This is a genomic window from Eubacterium ramulus (assembly GCF_045002895.1).
Lineage (GTDB): Bacteria > Bacillota > Clostridia > Lachnospirales > Lachnospiraceae > Eubacterium_I > Eubacterium_I ramulus.
In genome coordinates this window covers 170,193-188,667 of sequence record NZ_CP173382.1, presented here as the reverse complement: position 1 = coordinate 188,667, position 18,475 = coordinate 170,193, and the positions used below count along the sequence as shown (strand labels likewise).

The 18,475-nt window shown below is 45.0% G+C and carries 15 protein-coding genes; all 15 read right to left on the bottom strand.

Annotated features, from left to right (window positions below; genetic code table 11):
- Positions 1 to 75: 75 nt before the first annotated feature.
- A complete protein-coding gene (gene ftsH / locus ACIRUQ_RS01000) occupies positions 76 to 2,061 on the bottom strand; it encodes an ATP-dependent zinc metalloprotease FtsH (RefSeq protein WP_055290389.1) in 1,986 nt (661 codons plus the stop codon).
- A 313-nt stretch (positions 2,062 to 2,374) separates the two neighbouring features.
- The gene (locus ACIRUQ_RS00995; RefSeq protein ID WP_021737504.1) at positions 2,375 to 3,982 is read right to left on the bottom strand and encodes a CTP synthase; all 1,608 of its coding nucleotides are present in this window, start codon (positions 3,980 to 3,982) and stop codon (positions 2,375 to 2,377) included.
- Between the two features lie 216 nt (positions 3,983 to 4,198).
- Positions 4,199 to 5,128 (bottom strand): AEC family transporter, encoded by a 930-nt coding sequence (locus ACIRUQ_RS00990; protein WP_055290390.1) that lies wholly within the window; start codon positions 5,126 to 5,128, stop codon positions 4,199 to 4,201.
- A 47-nt stretch (positions 5,129 to 5,175) separates the two neighbouring features.
- Complete coding sequence (locus ACIRUQ_RS00985) at positions 5,176 to 5,397, bottom strand: hypothetical protein (protein WP_021737506.1); 222 nt, start codon at positions 5,395 to 5,397, stop codon at positions 5,176 to 5,178.
- A gap of 14 nt (positions 5,398 to 5,411) precedes the next feature.
- Positions 5,412 to 6,002: an HdeD family acid-resistance protein gene (locus tag ACIRUQ_RS00980; RefSeq protein ID WP_055290391.1), complete on the bottom strand. Its 591-nt coding sequence runs from the start codon at positions 6,000 to 6,002 to the stop codon at positions 5,412 to 5,414.
- A 63-nt stretch (positions 6,003 to 6,065) separates the two neighbouring features.
- Positions 6,066 to 6,581: a Cys-tRNA(Pro) deacylase gene (gene ybaK, locus ACIRUQ_RS00975; protein ID WP_021737508.1), complete on the bottom strand. Its 516-nt coding sequence runs from the start codon at positions 6,579 to 6,581 to the stop codon at positions 6,066 to 6,068.
- 39 nt (positions 6,582 to 6,620) lie between these two features.
- Positions 6,621 to 10,508: an efflux RND transporter permease subunit gene (locus tag ACIRUQ_RS00970; RefSeq protein ID WP_055290427.1), complete on the bottom strand. Its 3,888-nt coding sequence runs from the start codon at positions 10,506 to 10,508 to the stop codon at positions 6,621 to 6,623.
- Between the two features lie 414 nt (positions 10,509 to 10,922).
- Positions 10,923 to 11,417, bottom strand: coding sequence for a CinA family protein (locus ACIRUQ_RS00965; protein ID WP_021737510.1), 495 nt, complete (start codon positions 11,415 to 11,417; stop codon positions 10,923 to 10,925).
- Positions 11,418 to 11,574: 157 nt separating this feature from the next.
- Positions 11,575 to 12,345, bottom strand: coding sequence for an ABC transporter ATP-binding protein (locus ACIRUQ_RS00960; protein ID WP_055290392.1), 771 nt, complete (start codon positions 12,343 to 12,345; stop codon positions 11,575 to 11,577).
- Between the two features lie 6 nt (positions 12,346 to 12,351).
- On the bottom strand, positions 12,352 to 13,134 hold the full coding sequence (locus ACIRUQ_RS00955; protein ID WP_070103970.1) for an ABC transporter permease: 783 nt from the start codon (positions 13,132 to 13,134) through the stop codon (positions 12,352 to 12,354).
- A 15-nt stretch (positions 13,135 to 13,149) separates the two neighbouring features.
- Complete coding sequence (locus tag ACIRUQ_RS00950; protein WP_055290393.1) at positions 13,150 to 14,217, bottom strand: ABC transporter substrate-binding protein; 1,068 nt, start codon at positions 14,215 to 14,217, stop codon at positions 13,150 to 13,152.
- A 138-nt stretch (positions 14,218 to 14,355) separates the two neighbouring features.
- A complete protein-coding gene (locus ACIRUQ_RS00945) occupies positions 14,356 to 15,849 on the bottom strand; it encodes an aryl-sulfate sulfotransferase (RefSeq protein ID WP_055290394.1) in 1,494 nt (497 codons plus the stop codon).
- Between the two features lie 209 nt (positions 15,850 to 16,058).
- Complete coding sequence (locus ACIRUQ_RS00940) at positions 16,059 to 16,370, bottom strand: co-chaperone YbbN (protein WP_022035754.1); 312 nt, start codon at positions 16,368 to 16,370, stop codon at positions 16,059 to 16,061.
- A gap of 50 nt (positions 16,371 to 16,420) precedes the next feature.
- Positions 16,421 to 17,320 (bottom strand): NAD(P)/FAD-dependent oxidoreductase, encoded by a 900-nt coding sequence (locus tag ACIRUQ_RS00935; RefSeq protein ID WP_055290395.1) that lies wholly within the window; start codon positions 17,318 to 17,320, stop codon positions 16,421 to 16,423.
- Between the two features lie 157 nt (positions 17,321 to 17,477).
- A complete protein-coding gene (locus ACIRUQ_RS00930) occupies positions 17,478 to 18,404 on the bottom strand; it encodes a LysR family transcriptional regulator (RefSeq protein WP_055290396.1) in 927 nt (308 codons plus the stop codon).
- Between the last annotated feature and the right edge of the window lie 71 nt (positions 18,405 to 18,475).

The window sequence follows — 18,475 nt, the reverse complement described above, 5'->3', positions numbered from 1 at the left end:
AAACGGTCAGGGCAGAAAATTACTTCTCCACTCTGACCGTTTCTGTCTTGATTATACGGATTGCTCCGTGCTTTCTTATTCTTCAAAAGCTTCTTCCGGTGCAACCGGCTCATTTCCGGAAAGTTCTGTCTCATTCTCTGACAGCTCAGCAGTCTGTACCTCTGTCTGTACGGTAACATCTTCTGCGTCTACATCGATTGGCTGTTTCGCTTCTGCCATCTCATTGAAGATATCCATAAACTCTTTACCTGTGATGGTTTCATGTTCATACAGATACCCTGCAATACGTTCCAGCACATCGCGGTGAGTCAGCAACATCTCTTTTGCTGTATCGTATGCTTTCTGCAGCATTACTTTTACAACCTCATCGACTTTGGCAATGGTATCGTCACCACAATTTGTCACTGCACGTCCGTCCAGATATCTGTTCTCCACAGATTCTACGCCCATCAGACCAAATTCTTCTGACATACCAAACTGGGTAACCATGGCACGGGCAATTCTGGTAGCCATCTCGATATCATTGGATGCACCGGTTGTCACAGAATCGCACATGATCTCCTCTGCGGCACGACCTCCCATATAAGTAACCAGACGTGCTTCCAGCTCAGCTTTGGTCTCCAGATATTTCTCTTCCTCCGGCATCTGCAGAGTGTAACCCAGAGATCCCATGGTACGCGGTACGATTGTGATCTTCTGTACCGGCTCTGCATCTTTCTGTAATGCTGTAACCAGTGCATGACCAACTTCATGGTACGCCACCAGTCTTTTCTCTTTCGGTCCCATGATACGGTCTTTTTTCTCTTTACCCGCGATGACTACCTCTACGGATTCGAACAGATCTGCCTGTGTCACATACTGTCTGCCGTTCTTAACTGCATTGATAGCAGCCTCGTTGATCATATTTGCAAGATCAGATCCCACGCAGCCTGCGGTTGCAAGTGCGATTGCATCCAAATCAACGGAATCATCCATCTTGACATCTTTGGAATGTACACGCAGAGTCTCCACACGGCCTTTCAGATCCGGTTTGTCTACGATAATACGACGGTCAAAACGTCCCGGTCTCAATAATGCTTTATCCAGAACTTCCGGACGGTTGGTTGCTGCCAGGATCAGAAGTCCTTTGGATGTGTCAAAACCATCCATCTCTGCCAGCAGCTGGTTCAATGTCTGTTCACGCTCGTCGTTTCCGCCGCCATAATGGCTGTCACGGCTTTTTCCGATGGCGTCGATCTCATCAATAAAAATAATACACGGTGCCTGTTTCTGTGCTTCTTTGAACAGATCACGCACGCGGGATGCACCCACACCGACAAACATTTCTACAAAGTCAGAACCTGCCAGTGAGAAAAACGGTACTCCTGCCTCACCTGCAACCGCTTTTGCCAGTAACGTCTTACCCGTTCCCGGAGGGCCTACTAATAAGGCTCCTTTCGGAAGCTTCGCACCGATGGCAGTATATTTCTGTGGATTATGCAGGAAATCTACCACTTCCTGCAAAGATTCTTTTGCCTCATCCTGTCCGGCTACATCCTTAAAGGTAACACCGGTAGATTTCTCCACATACATCTTGGCATTGCTCTTGCCGACACCCATGACGCCGCCTCCGCCGCCCATCCGTTTCATGGCAGCACCAAGCAGGATCCACACGATGGCGATCGGGATTACAAAGCTAAGAATCTGATAAATCCATGCGGATGTAGTCTGGTTCTTTCCGGTATAATCTACATTGTACTGATCCAGCATTTCATACATACGGTCATCTTTCAGATTAACCGTATAATAGGTCACCTGATACAGGCTCTTTTTGTCCTCTACCGGCTGGATCTGAATCTCACTATTTGTGATGACAACACTTTTTACCTGATTATTCTTGACCATCTTCTGGAATTCGCTGTATGTGATCTCCTGATTGGTAAGGCTTCCTATTCCATTGGTAATCATTGTAACAAGCAACAGCACTACAACGGTTGCGATCACGAACCAGAGCATATTCTGTCCGTTCCTGCGTCCATTATTGTTATTGCCGCCCCTGTTGTTTCCTCTGTTTTCGTCCATACTAATCTCTCATTCCTGTGTATCACAGCAGTCAACCTATTCTTCGCTTTCCCCTTCACTGACTGTAACGACACACAATCCTTTCTCTTGGTTTCCCCTATGTCAGATCCAGCCATTCTGAAACTCATTTCATTCCGAACTCAATCTGCATTGTTTTATTATATGGTTATTTTGTATAGAAATCAATAATCTAATCGTGAACTTTTCCTGATTTTTATAAAATCTTTATAAAAGAACCCCCGGATATTTCTGTTTCATCCGAGGGTTCTTTTGATTTTTAATCACAGGATTTCTTCTTTTCCTGTTCGTTTTATTATTTATTTTTGTATTCGATGGCTGCCTCCACAAATCCTTTGAATAACGGATGTGGACGATTCGGTCTGGATTTCAATTCCGGATGTGCCTGGGTAGCCACAAACCACGGATGAGCCGGAATCTCGATCATCTCGATGATTCTTCCATCCGGAGAAAGTCCGCTGAGTTTCATGCCATTCTCTGTCAGGATTGCACGGTAATCATTATTTACCTCATACCGGTGACGATGACGCTCATGGATCGTCTCTGTGCCGTATAACTCATAGGCTTTGCTGTCTTTGGCAAGTACACAAGGATATGAACCGAGACGCAGGGTACCTCCGATATCCTCCACACCATTCTGATCCGGCATCAGAGCGATAACCGGCGCTGTTGTGTTCGGATCCAGCTCAATACTGTGTGCATCTTCCAGACCACAGATATGACGTGCATACTCAACGATGGAAAGCTGCATACCAAGGCAGAGGCCAAGGAACGGTACATTATTTTCACGTGCATATTTGATAGCTGTGATCTTGCCGTCGATTCCACGGTCACCGAATCCACCCGGAACAAGAATTCCCTGTACATCACCAAGCACTTCTGCTACGTTGTCCTCGTTCAATTCCTCAGAATCAACCCATTTGATATTTACAGTAGCATGCTGGAAGATTCCACCATGTTTTAAAGCCTCTACAACAGAGATATATGCATCATGAAGCTGGATATATTTTCCAACCAGTGCAATTTCTACTTCTTTATTCGGATTACGCAGTGCCTGTACCATATCGATCCAGTCTGTCAGATCCGGTTCCGGACAATCCAGTTTCAGGCATTCACATGCAACCTGGGCAAGATTTTCTTTTTCCATTGCAAGCGGTGCTTCATATAAGTATTCTACATCCAGGTTCTGCAGCACACATTTCTTCGGTACATTACAGAACAATGCAATCTTGTCACGGATCTGGCGGTCCAGTTCATGCTCGGTACGGCATACGATAATATCTGGCTGGATACCCATTCCCTGAAGTTCTTTTACGCTTGCCTGGGTAGGTTTTGTCTTCAATTCTCCGGAAGCAGACAGATATGGAATCAGTGTAACATGGATCAGGATTGCATTATCGTGTCCCACTTCATGCTGGAACTGACGGATTGCCTCCAGGAACGGCTGACTTTCGATATCACCAACAGTTCCACCCACTTCAATAATAGCGATCTGTGTCTCTTCTGTTGTAAAATCACGGAAGAAACGGCTCTTGATCTCATTTGTGATGTGCGGGATTACCTGCACAGTTCCTCCGCCATAATCACCGCGGCGCTCTTTCTGTAATACGGACCAGTACACCTTTCCGGTTGTCACATTTGAGCTCTTGCTCAGATTTTCATCGATAAAACGCTCATAGTGTCCCAGATCCAGATCTGTCTCAGCACCATCTTCTGTTACGAAGACCTCCCCATGCTGAATCGGGTTCATAGTTCCCGGGTCAATATTGATATAAGGGTCAAATTTCTGCATGGTCACTTTGTAGCCGCGTGCTTTCAGCAGACGTCCAAGTGATGCGGCAGTGATTCCCTTTCCAAGTCCGGATACTACTCCGCCGGTAACAAATACATATTTTACTGCCATTGTTTCTTCCTCCTGTGTTTATTTTTTATCCCCAGTGCGGGGTTTTATTCTACTGATATCATGGTGTTTTCGCAGCCCGGTCTTTCTCTTTTCCTTTTTAGGGAATAACATTTCCAAGCAGCGATAAATTTACATACAGATTTCATTATACAACCTCCGTGGAAAGAAATCTACTTTTTTTTCTTTCGACAGACATATTTTTTCTTCCGCATTGTTTCACGCAAATGCGATCATCATGATAAGAGGAACCGTGATCACACTAAACAACGTTGTCATAAACACCGATCGCCCCGCCGCTGCCGTATTGGTGCCATATTGTTCCGTAATCATGGACTGCGCGGAAGAAACCGGCAATGCTGCCGTCAGAATCAGCACATTTTTCAATGTCTCGTCCAGATTTATCGGAAGCAGTCGCAGAAATCCTATCATAAGCAATGGAAATATCAGCAGTCTGGTCAGCGTCAGAAACAGCATTTTCCAATCCTGAAAAACTGCTTTCACCGGAAGCCTTGAGATAGACAGCCCCACCACCAGCATGGATAATCCACTGGTAATATTGGACAGATACGCCAGCAGCTGTCCCAACACATCCGGAACAGGAATCTGCAGGATACAAACTACCAGCCCAAGCAATACAGCTATATTGATATTGTTCCATATCATTTTCCGGATATTCAGCTTCTCTTTCATCGGATATTTCCAGGTCAGAAGTTTAACTCCCACAGAGAAGATCAGAAAATTTCCTACCACATTGCCAAGAGCCATCAAAAACATGCCTTTGCCGCCAAATACGGACAATGCCAGCGGAATGCCCATAAATCCATTATTTGAAAACAGCATACTGTAGATCCAGACGCCCTGATCCAGATCCTGCACCTTTACCGCATGAATCAGAATCAGACCCACCAACAAAGCACACAAATGCAAAAGAATAATAAAAAGAAATGTCTGTACGCCATAAGATACCAGCTGTGAACGTTCCTGATCAATGATCGAGCAAAAAACAGTGACCGGCATAGTAACCTGCAATACCAATGCAGACAAGTCCGGTATACTTTCTTTATGAATGATATTTCTTTTTCCTAATATAAATCCCAGCACGATCAAAGCGAACAACAAAAATACACTTGTGGCCACAACAGACATAATGATTCCTCTTTTACTTATCTTGTGTCAATTTTTTTACTCTGTATCTACTCGTCAAACTCCACGATCACGTAGTAGCCTTTGGGTGTCTCTTTGACTTCCACGACAGTACCTTCCCGTGTTTTTAACCGCTCACGAAATTCGTAGTTGGCAGACATGGCATAGGCTTTTCCCAGTGTATAATACCACGAATTTGGCAGTTTGCTCTCGGTTACCGGAAGGACATCTCCCACTTCCAGCAGACCTGTCCGCTCCATTTTAAATTCCATTCTCCGCATAGTGCCTAATCTTCTTCCTTATAATCTACGTCAATGATATCATCTTCCGGGTTATGGCAGCTTTTATAGGCTCTTCCGGCACGGCCATTCAGCCATAGTCCGCTGATGCCATCATAGATCAGGATAAGTCCGACTGCCATCATACCGATTTCCAATGCCAGCCAGGTATGCAGCATCAGGATCACACCGATAATAATGGTTGCGATTGCCACCAGAAGTCCGATCCACCAACGCGGGCTGCTTGCTTTCTTCACTTCGAGACAGAACACCAGATCTTTAAATCCGTGATATGCCAGCATCACACCGATCAAAATCGGGATCAATGATACGAATACACCCGGACGTGCAAGGATCCAGATACCAATGACCACGCATACGACAGCCGGAAGCATACGCACGGACCGGCCCAGCATTTCCCGAATCCGAATTCCCTGAACCAACAGAACGATTCCTGCTGCCAGCAACACCAAACCGGCAATGCGGCACAACGTCACCAGAATGGTTCCCGGCCAGATGCAGAACATCACACCAAACACAATACAGATGATGGATGTGATCATAGACTCTTTTTTGATTTTTTGAAATAAATCAGACATTTTGTACTCCTTCCAGTCTAATGTACACTCAGATTTTTTAAACAAATGATTATTTCCGGCAATTTATTCTGCCTGAATATCAACCAGCTGCGCATTTGTCACAGCAACCAGATCCTGTGGTTTCATTTTTAAAGTAAGACCGATGCGACCGCCGCTCACATAGATTTCTGCAAAATTTTTCGCACTCTCGTCAATCACCGTCGGAAACATTTTTTTCATACCAAGCGGTGAACATCCGCCCCGGACATATCCGGTAATTTTTGTGATATCTTTCACATGGATCATTTCCACAGATTTTTCACCCACGGAGCGCGCCGCCTTTTTCAGATCCACCTCACACGCAATCGGAATTACAAACACATAGTATTGTTTGCTTTTTCCCTGCATGACCAGCGTCTTGTAAGAAGCATCCACCGGTGCACCGGTGAGCTCTGCGCAATGCATTCCATCAATAAAGGTATCCACTTCATAGGTCAGTGCTTCGTATGCAATTTTCTTTTTATCCAGCATACGCATAGCATTTGTTTTTGCTTCTTTTCCCAAACCAATTCCTTCTTTCTGTAAAAGATACAGAAGCATTCTGATATCTTGTTTTATTTTTTTAAACAATTTTGCTTATCATTTTTCATCCAGTAATTCTTCGTCACCGATCTCTACTGTTTTCACTTCCCTGCGGAACAGAATATCATAAAGTACCGGTACTACGAACAAGGTCATCAATGTTGCATACAGCAGACCGCCGATCACAACAATAGCCATCCCGCGACTCATCTCTGCTGCGGCATCTGTACTGAATACCATGGTACACATTGCCAGTACCGTTGTCAACATGGTCATCAGGATCGGGCGCATACGGGTTCTTCCGGTCTCCACTAGTGCCTCCTGTTTTTCCATACCGGCAAGCCGCAGCTGATTAGCGTAATCCACAAATACGATACCATTGTTTACGACAACACCCGCCAGCATCAAAAATCCCATCATGGCTGTCAATGAGATCTCCTGTCTTCCGATAAACAGTCCAAGCAGACCGCCGGTAAAAGCCAGCGGAATCGTAAAGATTACGATAAACGGAGACAGCAGACTCTGGAACTGCGCCACCATGATCAGATAGATAAAAGCAATGGCCAGACCGATCATCAGGAAAATATCACTCATGGCATTCATCACTTCCGTACTTTCGCCGGCAATCTCAAGGGTATAACCATCCGGCAGTTCATAACCATCCAATTTATCCTGAAGCGTGCGGGATAATAAAGTAGTATTATATCCGTCTTCTGTTTCCGCAGTCACACTGATATATGTTTTCTGATTTTCTCTTTTTATAGAAGCAAGACCGACACCTTCCTGCATAGTTGCAAACTCACTGAGTTTATGGATTTCTGTCTCTGTCGTGCCATCTGCTTTCTGTTTGTCTACGGAAAACTCGTAATCCATCAGAGCATCCACATCTACAGTATCATTCTCGTTTACAATTTTCACATCATACTGCTTACCATCCATCGTCAGTGTCGTTGCTGTCTTTTCTGTCGTGAGACTGCCTGCCAGCTCCTGATAGATCTGCGCCACTGTCAGCCCCTGTTCCATAGCTTTCTCCTTGTCAATGGTGAGCTGGATCGTCTTATCACCGCTCTCCTGTCCATTGGAAACTTTGGTAAATCCTTTCACATCAGAGACCATGTCCATGACATCATTGCTGATCTCCAGCAACTTGTCTGTATCGCTTCCATAGATATTCACAGTCAGACCGCTTGCCATATAAGAAGACAGGTCCATATTCGAAGTCGAAACACTGTAATCCTTGAACTTCAGCTCTTTGCAGATTTTTTCCAGCTGTTTTGCCACCGGGCCGTTATCCTTGGCTGTGTCTTCATCCAATAATATAAACACATTCAGATTATGTGTACCGCCGCTGCTCATCATCATGGAAGATGCGTTGCCGGAAGCACTGGAGGAACCGGAGATCATACCGACGTAAGTCACACCATCAATGGATGTCATTTTCTCCATTGCCTGATCTGCCAGTGCAAAGGTCTCCTCATCGGTTAATGTTTCATCTGCTTCCAGTGTCACGGACATCTGATCACCGCCCATCGTCGGAAACAGGATCATTCCGGTATTTACTGCCTTGTATGCACAGCCTGCCAACAGTCCAACTGCAATCAGCAGTGGTACAAATTTTTTCCGCAGACAGAAACGAAGCGCTGTTTCATATACCTTCAACACTTTATCCAGCAATTTTTGCGGTTTCGGCTCCGTATTACGCAACATGGTAGAACTCATCGCCGGAACTACAGTCAGCGCAATCAGAAGACTCGCGACCAGGCTATATGCAATGGTCAGTGCCAGATCCACAAACAGTTCCCGCACCATACCATTCACAAAGATAATCGGTAAAAATACACAGATGGTCGTCAATGTAGAAGATGCAATGGCACCAGCCACCTGTTTTGCTCCCATGACCGCCGCTCTCGCAGATGATACGCCCAATCCACGCAGACGGTAAATATTTTCGATCACAACAATGGAGTTATCCACCAGCATACCGATTCCAAGAGCCAGTCCGGACAATGAGATCAGATTCAGTGTCACACCACTGAAGTACATCAGTACGATTGCCACCAGAACACTCAGCGGAATGCTGAAAGCGACCACAATCGTCGGTTTGACGGAACGCAGAAAAATTGCAAGCACAATAATTGCCAGCACTGCACCCATGATCAGATTAGACAGTACATTATTCACGATCAGATCGATATAATCGCCCTGATCCATCAGGCTTGTAATATGCAGTCCGTCATAATCCTGTTCCAGCTGACGGATAGCTGCGCCACAGGTATCCGATACATCCGCAGTTCCCGCTGTACTGGATTTTGAAATAGAAAGAACGATTCCATCCCGTCCATTTACTTTTGCATAAGCATCTCCGGAATTATCGATCCAGGTCACATCTGCCACATCAGACACCCGGATATCTCCGATTCCATCGATATTGCATAATACCGAGGATTCCAGTTCTCCATCAGAAGCGTACTCATCACCGACTTTCAGCAGATACTGATCCTCTCCCTGATAAATATAGCCTGCCGGCATTGCAAAATTCTGCGCTGCCAGCAGTTGGGATAAGGTATCCAGACTCAGCAGTGTATCCAGATTTGCGTTTTTCAGTGCCGTATCTCTTCCCTGCTCATAGGAAGACTGAGCATCCGCCAGCTGTTCTTCACTGTTGCTGAGGGCCGCCTGACCATCCGCAATCTGTGCCGCGCCGGTACTGAAACCAACCGCAGCTGAAATCTTGCCGGATTCCAGTGCTTCGTAATTATCTGTAGCTGCTTTGACCTGTTCATTCACCTGATCCGCAATCGCCTGTGCCGCCTGGATCTCAACAGCCAGATTGGCAAGTTCTGTATCAATCTGCGGCAGCCGGGTATTCACGATCTGATCCAGTTGTTTCAGGTTATCCGTGGTCAGTGATGCTGCTGCATCCGACTGACCGATCTGTTTCATAAATGCAGTCAGAGCTTCCAGTTTCTTTGGACTTTTCAAAGCATCCGAAATATCTGCCGGATAGGCAGAAGCATCCATGCCATAACCGGATGCCATATCTCGAACAGACGCAAAGCTTTTGTTGATCTGCTCATACTGTGCCTCAATCCCGGCATCGGTATACGCTTTTTTCTCTGTTTCCAGTGCCAGTTTGGATGCCTGAAGCCCTGCTAACTGTGCATTATATGCAGACTGTGTCGCTACGGCTGCATCCACCGCTTTGCTGGTCTGCGCCAGTTCACTGGCAGTAGAACTCTGCTGATCCTGCAACGCTTTTTGTGAACTCTCCAGCTGGGATTTTGCGCTGTTCAACTGACTCTTTGCATCATCAATCTGCGCTTTTGCATCTGCCAGCTGTTCATCCACATAGCCCGCCAGCCGGTCATTCACTGCATCGATTTTTTCCTGGTTCAACCGGATTTCTACTGTTTTTTCAATCGCACCTGTGGTATTGACACTTGCTACACCATTCTGGCGTTCCATCGTCGGCACAACCGTATTTTCCACAAAATCACTAAGCTCGTAGATATCTTTTCCTTCGTAATCCACGCTGGCATAAATCACCGGCATCATGTCCATGGATACTTCCATGATCATCGGTTTACCGGCACCATCCGGCAATGTGATCAGATCCAGTGCATTGGACAGTTTGACCATGGCACTATCCATGTTCGTCTCCTCTGCAAATTCCAGCATAACCGTACAGTAATTCTCATTAGAGGTACTGGTGACATTCTCCACACCATTGACTGTTCCAAGACCGGATTCCAGAGGTTCCGTCACAGTACTTTCCACCTTGTCCGGAGATGCTCCCGGATAAGTCGTTACTACTACCACATACGGCAAAGAAAATTCCGGCAGCAGATCTGTCGACATCCTGGTAAAACTTACTACCCCCAGAATCAGACAGATTACCACCGCAACGAACACTGTGTACGGTTTCTTAACACTAAATTTTGACATTTCTTTCCTTCTTTCCAGCTCTATCTTTCCGTTTTTCATGCAAAACCGTTCTGCAAAAAAATCATCACTGATTACCTGTTTTGATGAAAGATTCTCACAGAAACAGTTATCCATTCTAACAAAATATTTTACCGTAAACTCAATTTCAGCTCAACCGCTTTGCCGGAATTTATACTTTTTTTACAAAAGCCAGTTTCTATATTGCCCATGTGATCACCAGAAAGCCGACATGAGTAAAACGGACATTCGCAATCCGCTTTCGCTACTTGCTCATGAACGCAGTCGCTTTGCGACCTGTCAGTGGGAGCTTTTAACTCCCACTGACGTAAGCATCCCCCTTACCCACCGCTTAGTGCTCTACACACTTGAAGTGGGGGATTGCTTATTCTGCGTTCAAATAGCAAGCCGCAAAAATCATTCTTTTTTCAACAACAATTCCAATTTTTCAAATACATAATCTGCATACATCTGCTTAATCTCATGACGGTTCATTTCTGACACAACAGTCTCCAGTTCATATGTATGATTTTCCTTCCCCATCCGGATACAGAAATATACCTGTCCCTGTACACTGTCCGCATTGTTCGGATCCACATTCCCGGTCGTTCCGGTGATACCGATGGCAATGTCTGTGTGCAGTTTTTTCTGTGCAGTTTCTGCCATGGCATTCGCACATTCCCTGGAATACACACCATATTTTTCAATCACGTTTGCATCCACACCGTTCAGAATCTTTGTTTCATTCAGATAAGTAACGTATCCTCCCGGAAAAATCGCAGATGCACCTTCGGTGTCTGTGATCATGGATGCGATCAGACCGGAAGTACAACTCTCCATGGTGGAAATCGTTGTATGTGTGTCTATCAGTTTTTTTACAATATCATCTGCTCGTTTTCTTTCCTGCTCCATTTTTCTCTCCACATTTCCTTAAAAAATCTTTATTTATAAAAAATAGCATAGTTACATCGTATCTTTTTTCCTATGAATATGCAAGAAGCAAAAGCATGAAACCACTCCTGTGCAAGCACATCGTGGTTTCATGCTTTTGCCCCTGGCATCATTATATTTAAATGTTATACTCCGGTACCACGGTTTTCTCTTCGAAGAAATAATCAAAGATTTTCTTTTTGTAGTGGGCAAAGTCACTGCCACCACGGTCACGGTATGTTCCAAGTTCTACTTTGATGACATCTTTAATGCGTCCCGGTCTTGCAGACATAACCACAATACGGTCAGCCAGATATACTGCCTCTTCTATATCGTGTGTAACCATGAGCATGGTGTTATGAAACCGTTCCCGGATTTTCAGTAATTCTTCCTGTAACTCAATCTTGGTCAGTGCATCCAGTGCTCCGAATGGTTCATCCAGCAGCAGAACCTCCGGCTGACTCACCAACGATCTGGCAATGGCTGCACGCTGTGACATACCACCGGAAAGCTGACTTGGATATGCTTTTTTGAATTCACTCAATTTTACAAGCTCCAGATATTGATCCGAAAGTTTTGTTTTTTCTTCCTTGCTCAATCCCTTTAATCCAAGCTGTACATTTTTCTCAATGCTCATCCACGGAAACAGGCGGTGTTCCTGAAAAATCATGCCACGATCCATGCCTGGTCCGTTGACTTCTTTTCCATCCACAGTTACCAGACCCGTGTCGTTTTTTTCAAGTCCGGCAATGATTTTTAACAGGGTACTTTTTCCACAACCACTGTGACCGACAATGGCAATAAATTCACCTTTCTGAACCTCCAGGTTAATATCTTTTAATACATCCACTTTCTGTCCATCGACAGTAAAACTTTTATTTACGTTCTGAATTGATAATGTCTTTCCCATTTGTGCTTACCTGCCTTTTTCCCAAGGTGTGCATAATTTTCCAATCAGTGAAATGGCCAGATCCATGATCACACCGACGACTGCGATGGCAATGATTCCGGCAAATACAACCGGATACTGCATCAGGCTTCGTGCATCGTTGATACGAAAACCGATACCGGATGTGGCTGCGATCATCTCTGCACCGACCACTGCCATCCAGGATACACTCAGCCCCAATTTTAATCCGACGAAAATGGACGGAAGTGCAGATGGCAGATAGATTTTTGTAAACTGCTGCCAGCAGTTCAGATGATACATTTTTCCAACTTCGATGAGCTTTGGATCCGTGCGCTCAATACCGCTGACGGTGTTGACCAGAACCGGAAAATATGCTGCCAGAAAGATAACGGCTACTTTGGATTCCTCACCGATACCAAACCAGATGATCAGGATCGGAACCCATGCGATCATCGGAATCTGACGGATTGCGGTAAATGTCAGCATAAAAAAGCGGTTTGCAAATTTATTCATTCCCATGAGCACGCCAAGCAGGATACCTACCACCACTGCCAGTGCATATCCTTTTGCAATACGGCTCAAACTGATTCCAATATCTCCTGTCAGTGTACCGTTTCCAAGCTGCTCTTTTAAAGTTTCAAGGACGGTACTGATCTTGGGCAGGATCAGTGTGGACATTGCTCCGGTGGATGTGGCAAAATGCCACGCCAGCACAATGATAACCGGCAATATGATCATGTTGATGAAAATCAGCAGTTTTTGTATAAATACGTTATTTCCTTTGTACATGCTCACGTAGCCTCCTTACTGTGCGCTTTCCTGATACTCCTGCACTGCTTTTTCCAGATAGGAGGAATCAATCCAGGAATCAAAATCTACCTGATTGGTGATGATACCATTGTCAAGTTCAAACTGTTCAATGTTTTTCAAAGAAGATACATAGCGATCATCCAGACTGATGGAATAACCAAGCTGTACATCAGATACTGCTACGGATTTCACCTGCTCTAAGGTTCTTCCACTCTTCTCGGCAGACAGCTCATAAAATGCCTCCGGATCGGATATGATATCATTGGATGCTTTCAGCATTGCTTTGATGATTGCTACCGTCACATCCGAATTTGCACTGATATAATCACTTCTTCCAGTCAGGACATTTGGCTCATAGAACGTATCCGGATCTGCCTCTACACCTTTATGTAAAATGGTTGCTTTTCCCTGTTCCACCAGGCTGTCTGCCTGTCCGTATGTAACCACTGCCGCATCTACTGCTCCGGTAGAAAGACTGGACAATCCTTCCGGGATCGTGCTGTTGACAAGCTGTACGTCATCGGCAGTCAGCCCTGCTTCCTGCAACACTTTTAAAACATACATCTGCGGTGTTGCGCCACGCTGATAGGAAATGGTTTTTCCCTTTAAATCCTGCAAGGATGTGATACCGGAATCTGTGCTGACTGCCAGCTGCCATACCGAACCAAAGCTTGTCACGCTCAGCAGCTTCGTATCAATGCCGTTTGATTTTGCCATGATACCTGCAAACCCCGCATAATATGCGTAATCCAAATCTCCGGATACTAACGCCTCATGAATCGCCGGTGCTGCTCCTGTAAACGGAATCAGGTCTGCATCGTAACCCAGTGGATTCAGATATTCATCCAGATATCCTTTTTCCTCTGCCACTGCCAGTGCACCTTCTGCCCACTGATAGCCGGCACTTGGAAAACCAATGTTGACTACTTGATAACCGTCTTTTTTTGTCTCTGCTTTCGCACTTCCATCAGATGATGTGCCACTGTTTCCACAACCGCTGACCACCAGACCTAATGTAAGAACGATACCTAAAACTGCAGCAGTAATTTTTTTGCTTCTCATTTTTCTTCACTCCCTTTCCACGGAATTCTACTTTTTCAACTCTTCTCTGTTCTGCAGGCAGATTTCTTTCGATCCCTGTCTGCATTGCTTATCTATTGTTTCTACCTTATTTCTTTCTTCGTAAAACAGGTAACGCTCCTATTTCTTGATCAGATCACTTTTCTTTACGGTTGCGACGCAGAAGTTTATTTCCTCGTCCTCACCCTCGGACGCTCCACCGCCTGTCATCAGACGGGCATTCGGATCTACACCAGCAATGGTTGTCACTTTTCCAAGTCCGTTTCCTACCAAGGATCCCGGTACACGGAAGGTTTCTACATCGATTGGCTCCACGGAAATTTCTTCCGGTTTTTTCACCTGTGGAATCCACTCATACGGTACACGATAAGCGCGATATACCATGTTGTTGGTGAACTGACCGAGAATGGTATTGAAATACGGATTGATGTACTCCCATACGATCTCGTGATCCGGTGTCACCTCGATCAGGCGTCCGTCAGATCCCTCTGTGATCAGTGTATTTCCGTTTGGCAGTCTCTGTGCACTACTGATATAAGAGCTGTAAAATTTGGATGCATCTGTGAATAACAGGTTGCCTGCTTCCAATGGTGTGTACTGCCAGGTGATCTCCAGTGTGACCGGATTGAACTGTAACACTCTGGAATAATCTCTTCTCGCGTTGTTAACACCAGTCAGTGCACCAGGATTCGGGGTTCCGTAACCGCCTTCGCCACCGTTATCAAATACAAGCAGATCGCCTTCGCCCGGAAGTCCTTTCGGAATCATATGTAAATGATGCTGTCCGATGATCCAACCAAGTTTTTTGGTTGCTTCACTCTCGTTGAAATCCGGTCCCACACGCCATACAATATCGCCTGTCTCTTTGCTGATGATGGCAAGAATGTTGGAGTTACGTGCATCGATGATGACGTTGTCCGGATGGAAACGCTCATCTCCCTGATCGTACCATTTGTTCTCGCCTAACACAGACATGCTGTTGATGTGCATCCAGTCGCCACCGGCTTCGCCCTGCAGGCATGGATTACGGAACAGTGCGTTTTTTGCTGCCTCGTCAAATCCAAGCTGCTCAAAATGATCACTCGCCCGCCAGCTCCATAAAATGTTTCCTTCCCAGTCTACCTCAATGATCTTGTCATCGATCAGCCGTTTATCGGAAATGTCATGATTGTATAAATTTTCATGTGTCAGGATCAATGTATTTCCACTGTCTGTCTTCGGCTCCCCGCCCGGATAATAATATCCGACGGTAGATCCTTCTCGCTGGAAATCATGATGCTGTCTGGCCATATAAACCGGATCTTTGTCGCCGTCCGCGATCAGCTCTGTTTTATCAAACTTCCATACAATGTTGCCGTCCCAGTCTACCTGCACCAGATCGATCTGATCCTGATATGCTTTTTTACCGGGTCTGGTTCCTGTGGTTCCCATTACATATCCGCCCGGAAGTATTTTATTCGGAAATCCGCCAAGTCCTGCCCAGAGCTGAACTTCACGGCCGTTCATGTCGATGAGAAGTGCTCCTTTTGCGGATGGAAAAACGGTGTAGCCGTTGAATGTTTTGTCTTTATCATAAATTAATGTTCCTGTTGGAAAAATACTTGGATATCCCATGATGTTGTCTCCTGTTCTTATCTGAATTCTTTTAGTAAAGCGGACATTCGCAATCCGCTTTCGCTACTTGCTCATGAACGCAGTCGCTTTGCGACCTGTCAGTGGGAGTTTTTAACTCACACTGACATAAGCATCCCCCTTACCCACCGCTTAGTGCTCTACGCACTTGAAGCGGGGGAATGCTTATTCTGCGTTCAAATCAGTTCGGTCTATAACTTCTTAATATTCTCCGCAATGATTAATTTGTGTGTAAATCCTACGGATTTTTCTCTGATTTCTCCGTCCTTAAAATACAGCAATGTCGGTACGGAACTAATCTCATATTCCTCTGCCAGAGACAGCTGATCCGGAATCAATACTTTTCCGAAGTATACTTCATTTCCTGCTTCCTCGGAAAGTTCCGTAATGCCTGCCTCCAGCTTCTTACAGTGCTTACAGGTTGCAGAATAGAATTCTACAACGGCGATGCTGTGTTCTTTTATTGCTTTGTCAAAATTTTCTCTCGTCAGTTCGTTTACCATACGGTTGTTTCCTTTCTATTTCTCCACCCTATATTCGGACTGGGTTATTTTTACTTTCTGATGATATATTGTATTGCTGAATTCGCTGCATTTGCGCCGTCTGCTGCCGCTGTGATGATCTGTCTGAGTTCTTTTGTTCTCACATCACCTGCCACGAAAAATCCCGGAACCGATGTCACTCCGTCTTCGCCGGCTTTGATGTAACCACTCTCATCCAATGCCACCAGGTTTTTGACTGCTTCTGTCTGTGGGATCATTCCGATCGCCACGAAAACGCCCTGGATATTCAATGCAGTTCCCGTATCCAACAGAAGGATTTCTGCTTTTCCATTACCGGTGATCTCCTGCACCTTCGCATTTCGGATAATCTCCACATTTTCTTTCTGCTCCAGTTTTGCAAGTGTGGATGCATCCCCACGAAATTCTGCTCTGCGGTGGATCAGATATACTTTGTTACAGATTTCTGAAAGCAGTAACGCATCATCCAGTGCACTGTTGCCTCCACCGATCACTGCTACATCTTTGCCGTGATAAAAGGCTCCATCACAGGATGCACAGTAGGAAATTCCTCTGTTTTCGAATTTCTCACTTCCCGGAACTGCAAGTTTCCGATGAGCGGCTCCCGCAGTGTAGATCACTGTTTTGCTGCTTTGTACTTCACCGCTTTCCAATGTGATGTCAAAGCTTTCTTCCGTTTTCTGAATACCGGTCACTTCGGCTTCCAAAAATTTGATTCCAAGTGCTTCAGCATGTTCCCGGATCTTTTCCCCTAATTCATAACCGTTGATTCCGTAAAAACCGGGATAGTTGTCAATGCGGCTGCTCTCTGCCATCTGACCGGTTCCTTCATATTCTTTTTCCACGATCAGTACATTCAGATTTGCCCGTTTTGCATAAATCGCTGCGCTCATACCCGCCGGTCCACTTCCGATGATCAGAACATCTGTCATTTGTTTTTCCTCCCGTTTTTATATCTCCTATTATTCATACTCATTTAATAGGTTTTGCATGTCATTGATACTATCACATCAAATAGGGGCTGTCTAATACACAAAAAAAATAGCCAGCTATAGCTTTTGGCTATAACTGGTTTGAAGTAGCTTAAAATTATTCCAGGTACTGTCGCAGTGCTGTTACATATTCCTGACCAAGTTTGCTCAAAATCAGATTTTTTCTGGTCACATACCCAATCTCCATCTGATTTTCTTCCTGCGAATCGTCAAACTGTCCATCATTCCGAAACGGTACTGCACGATAATCACTGCCGTTTAATTCTTCACAGATCAGACCGGAACACAGCGTATATCCATTCAGTCCAATCATCAGATTCAGCATAGTTGCACGGTCATTTGCATGAATGATCTGACCGTATTCATTGGTAGGAAGCAATTCCTCCGCCAGATAAAAAGAACTGTTATCGCCCTGCTCAAAAGACAGGCAGGGATATTTTTCCAATTGCTCCATTGTCAAAAATGGTTCATCTGCCAACGGATGTCCTTTCCATAAATATACATAGGCTTTGCAGGAAATCAATGGATGAAACTCCAGATTTGCTGATTTAAACAGTTTTTCCATAGATTTCCGGTTAAATTCACTCAGATACAACACACCGATTTCACTTTTCATAGTGCTTACTTCCTGAATAACTTCCATTGTCTTTGTCTCGCGGATTGCCAGTTCATATTTTGACATATCCAGTTTTTTCGCCACATCAACAAATGCCTTTACTGCAAAAGAATAGTGCTGGGTGGATACCGCAAATTTCTTTTTATAAGAACCGCCCTCTCCATAACGCTGCAGCAGCTGTTCATACTCCCGGTAAAGTTCCCGGGCATACGTCAGAAATTCCACACCATCATTCGTCAATGTCACACCACGTCCGGTACGGAAGAAAATGGTAATTCCTACTTCTTTTTCCAGTTCTTTTAATGCATTGGTCAGCGATGGCTGTGAAACATACAACTGCTCTGCTGCCTTATTTAATGATTTTGTTTCCGCAATGGTCAATATATATTTTAATTGTACAAATGTCATGCTCATTCCCTCTTTTAAAAAATATCATCGCTTCCATATTGTGTAATACTCTTATGACGATGTTAAGGGTT

Excerpts from the sequence above, each read along its gene's own strand:
- ACIRUQ_RS00930 (WP_055290396.1), bottom strand. The coding sequence starts at position 18,404 with ATGACATTTGTACAATTAAAATATATATTGACCATTGCGGAAACAAAA.
- ACIRUQ_RS00935 (WP_055290395.1), bottom strand. The coding sequence starts at position 17,320 with ATGACAGATGTTCTGATCATCGGAAGTGGACCGGCGGGTATGAGCGCA.
- ACIRUQ_RS00970 (WP_055290427.1), bottom strand. The coding sequence starts at position 10,508 with ATGTCAAAATTTAGTGTTAAGAAACCGTACACAGTGTTCGTTGCGGTG.
- ybaK (WP_021737508.1), bottom strand. The coding sequence starts at position 6,581 with ATGCTTCTGTATCTTTTACAGAAAGAAGGAATTGGTTTGGGAAAAGAA.
- ACIRUQ_RS00955 (WP_070103970.1), bottom strand. The coding sequence starts at position 13,134 with ATGTACAAAGGAAATAACGTATTTATACAAAAACTGCTGATTTTCATC.
- ftsH (WP_055290389.1), bottom strand. The coding sequence starts at position 2,061 with ATGGACGAAAACAGAGGAAACAACAGGGGCGGCAATAACAATAATGGA.
- ACIRUQ_RS00980 (WP_055290391.1), bottom strand. The coding sequence starts at position 6,002 with ATGTCTGATTTATTTCAAAAAATCAAAAAAGAGTCTATGATCACATCC.
- ACIRUQ_RS00995 (WP_021737504.1), bottom strand. The coding sequence starts at position 3,982 with ATGGCAGTAAAATATGTATTTGTTACCGGCGGAGTAGTATCCGGACTT.
- ACIRUQ_RS00960 (WP_055290392.1), bottom strand. The coding sequence starts at position 12,345 with ATGGGAAAGACATTATCAATTCAGAACGTAAATAAAAGTTTTACTGTC.
- ACIRUQ_RS00945 (WP_055290394.1), bottom strand. The coding sequence starts at position 15,849 with ATGGGATATCCAAGTATTTTTCCAACAGGAACATTAATTTATGATAAA.
- ACIRUQ_RS00985 (WP_021737506.1), bottom strand. The coding sequence starts at position 5,397 with ATGGAATTTAAAATGGAGCGGACAGGTCTGCTGGAAGTGGGAGATGTC.
- ACIRUQ_RS00940 (WP_022035754.1), bottom strand. The coding sequence starts at position 16,370 with ATGGTAAACGAACTGACGAGAGAAAATTTTGACAAAGCAATAAAAGAA.
- ACIRUQ_RS00965 (WP_021737510.1), bottom strand. The coding sequence starts at position 11,417 with ATGGAGCAGGAAAGAAAACGAGCAGATGATATTGTAAAAAAACTGATA.
- ACIRUQ_RS00990 (WP_055290390.1), bottom strand. The coding sequence starts at position 5,128 with ATGTCTGTTGTGGCCACAAGTGTATTTTTGTTGTTCGCTTTGATCGTG.
- ACIRUQ_RS00950 (WP_055290393.1), bottom strand. The coding sequence starts at position 14,217 with ATGAGAAGCAAAAAAATTACTGCTGCAGTTTTAGGTATCGTTCTTACA.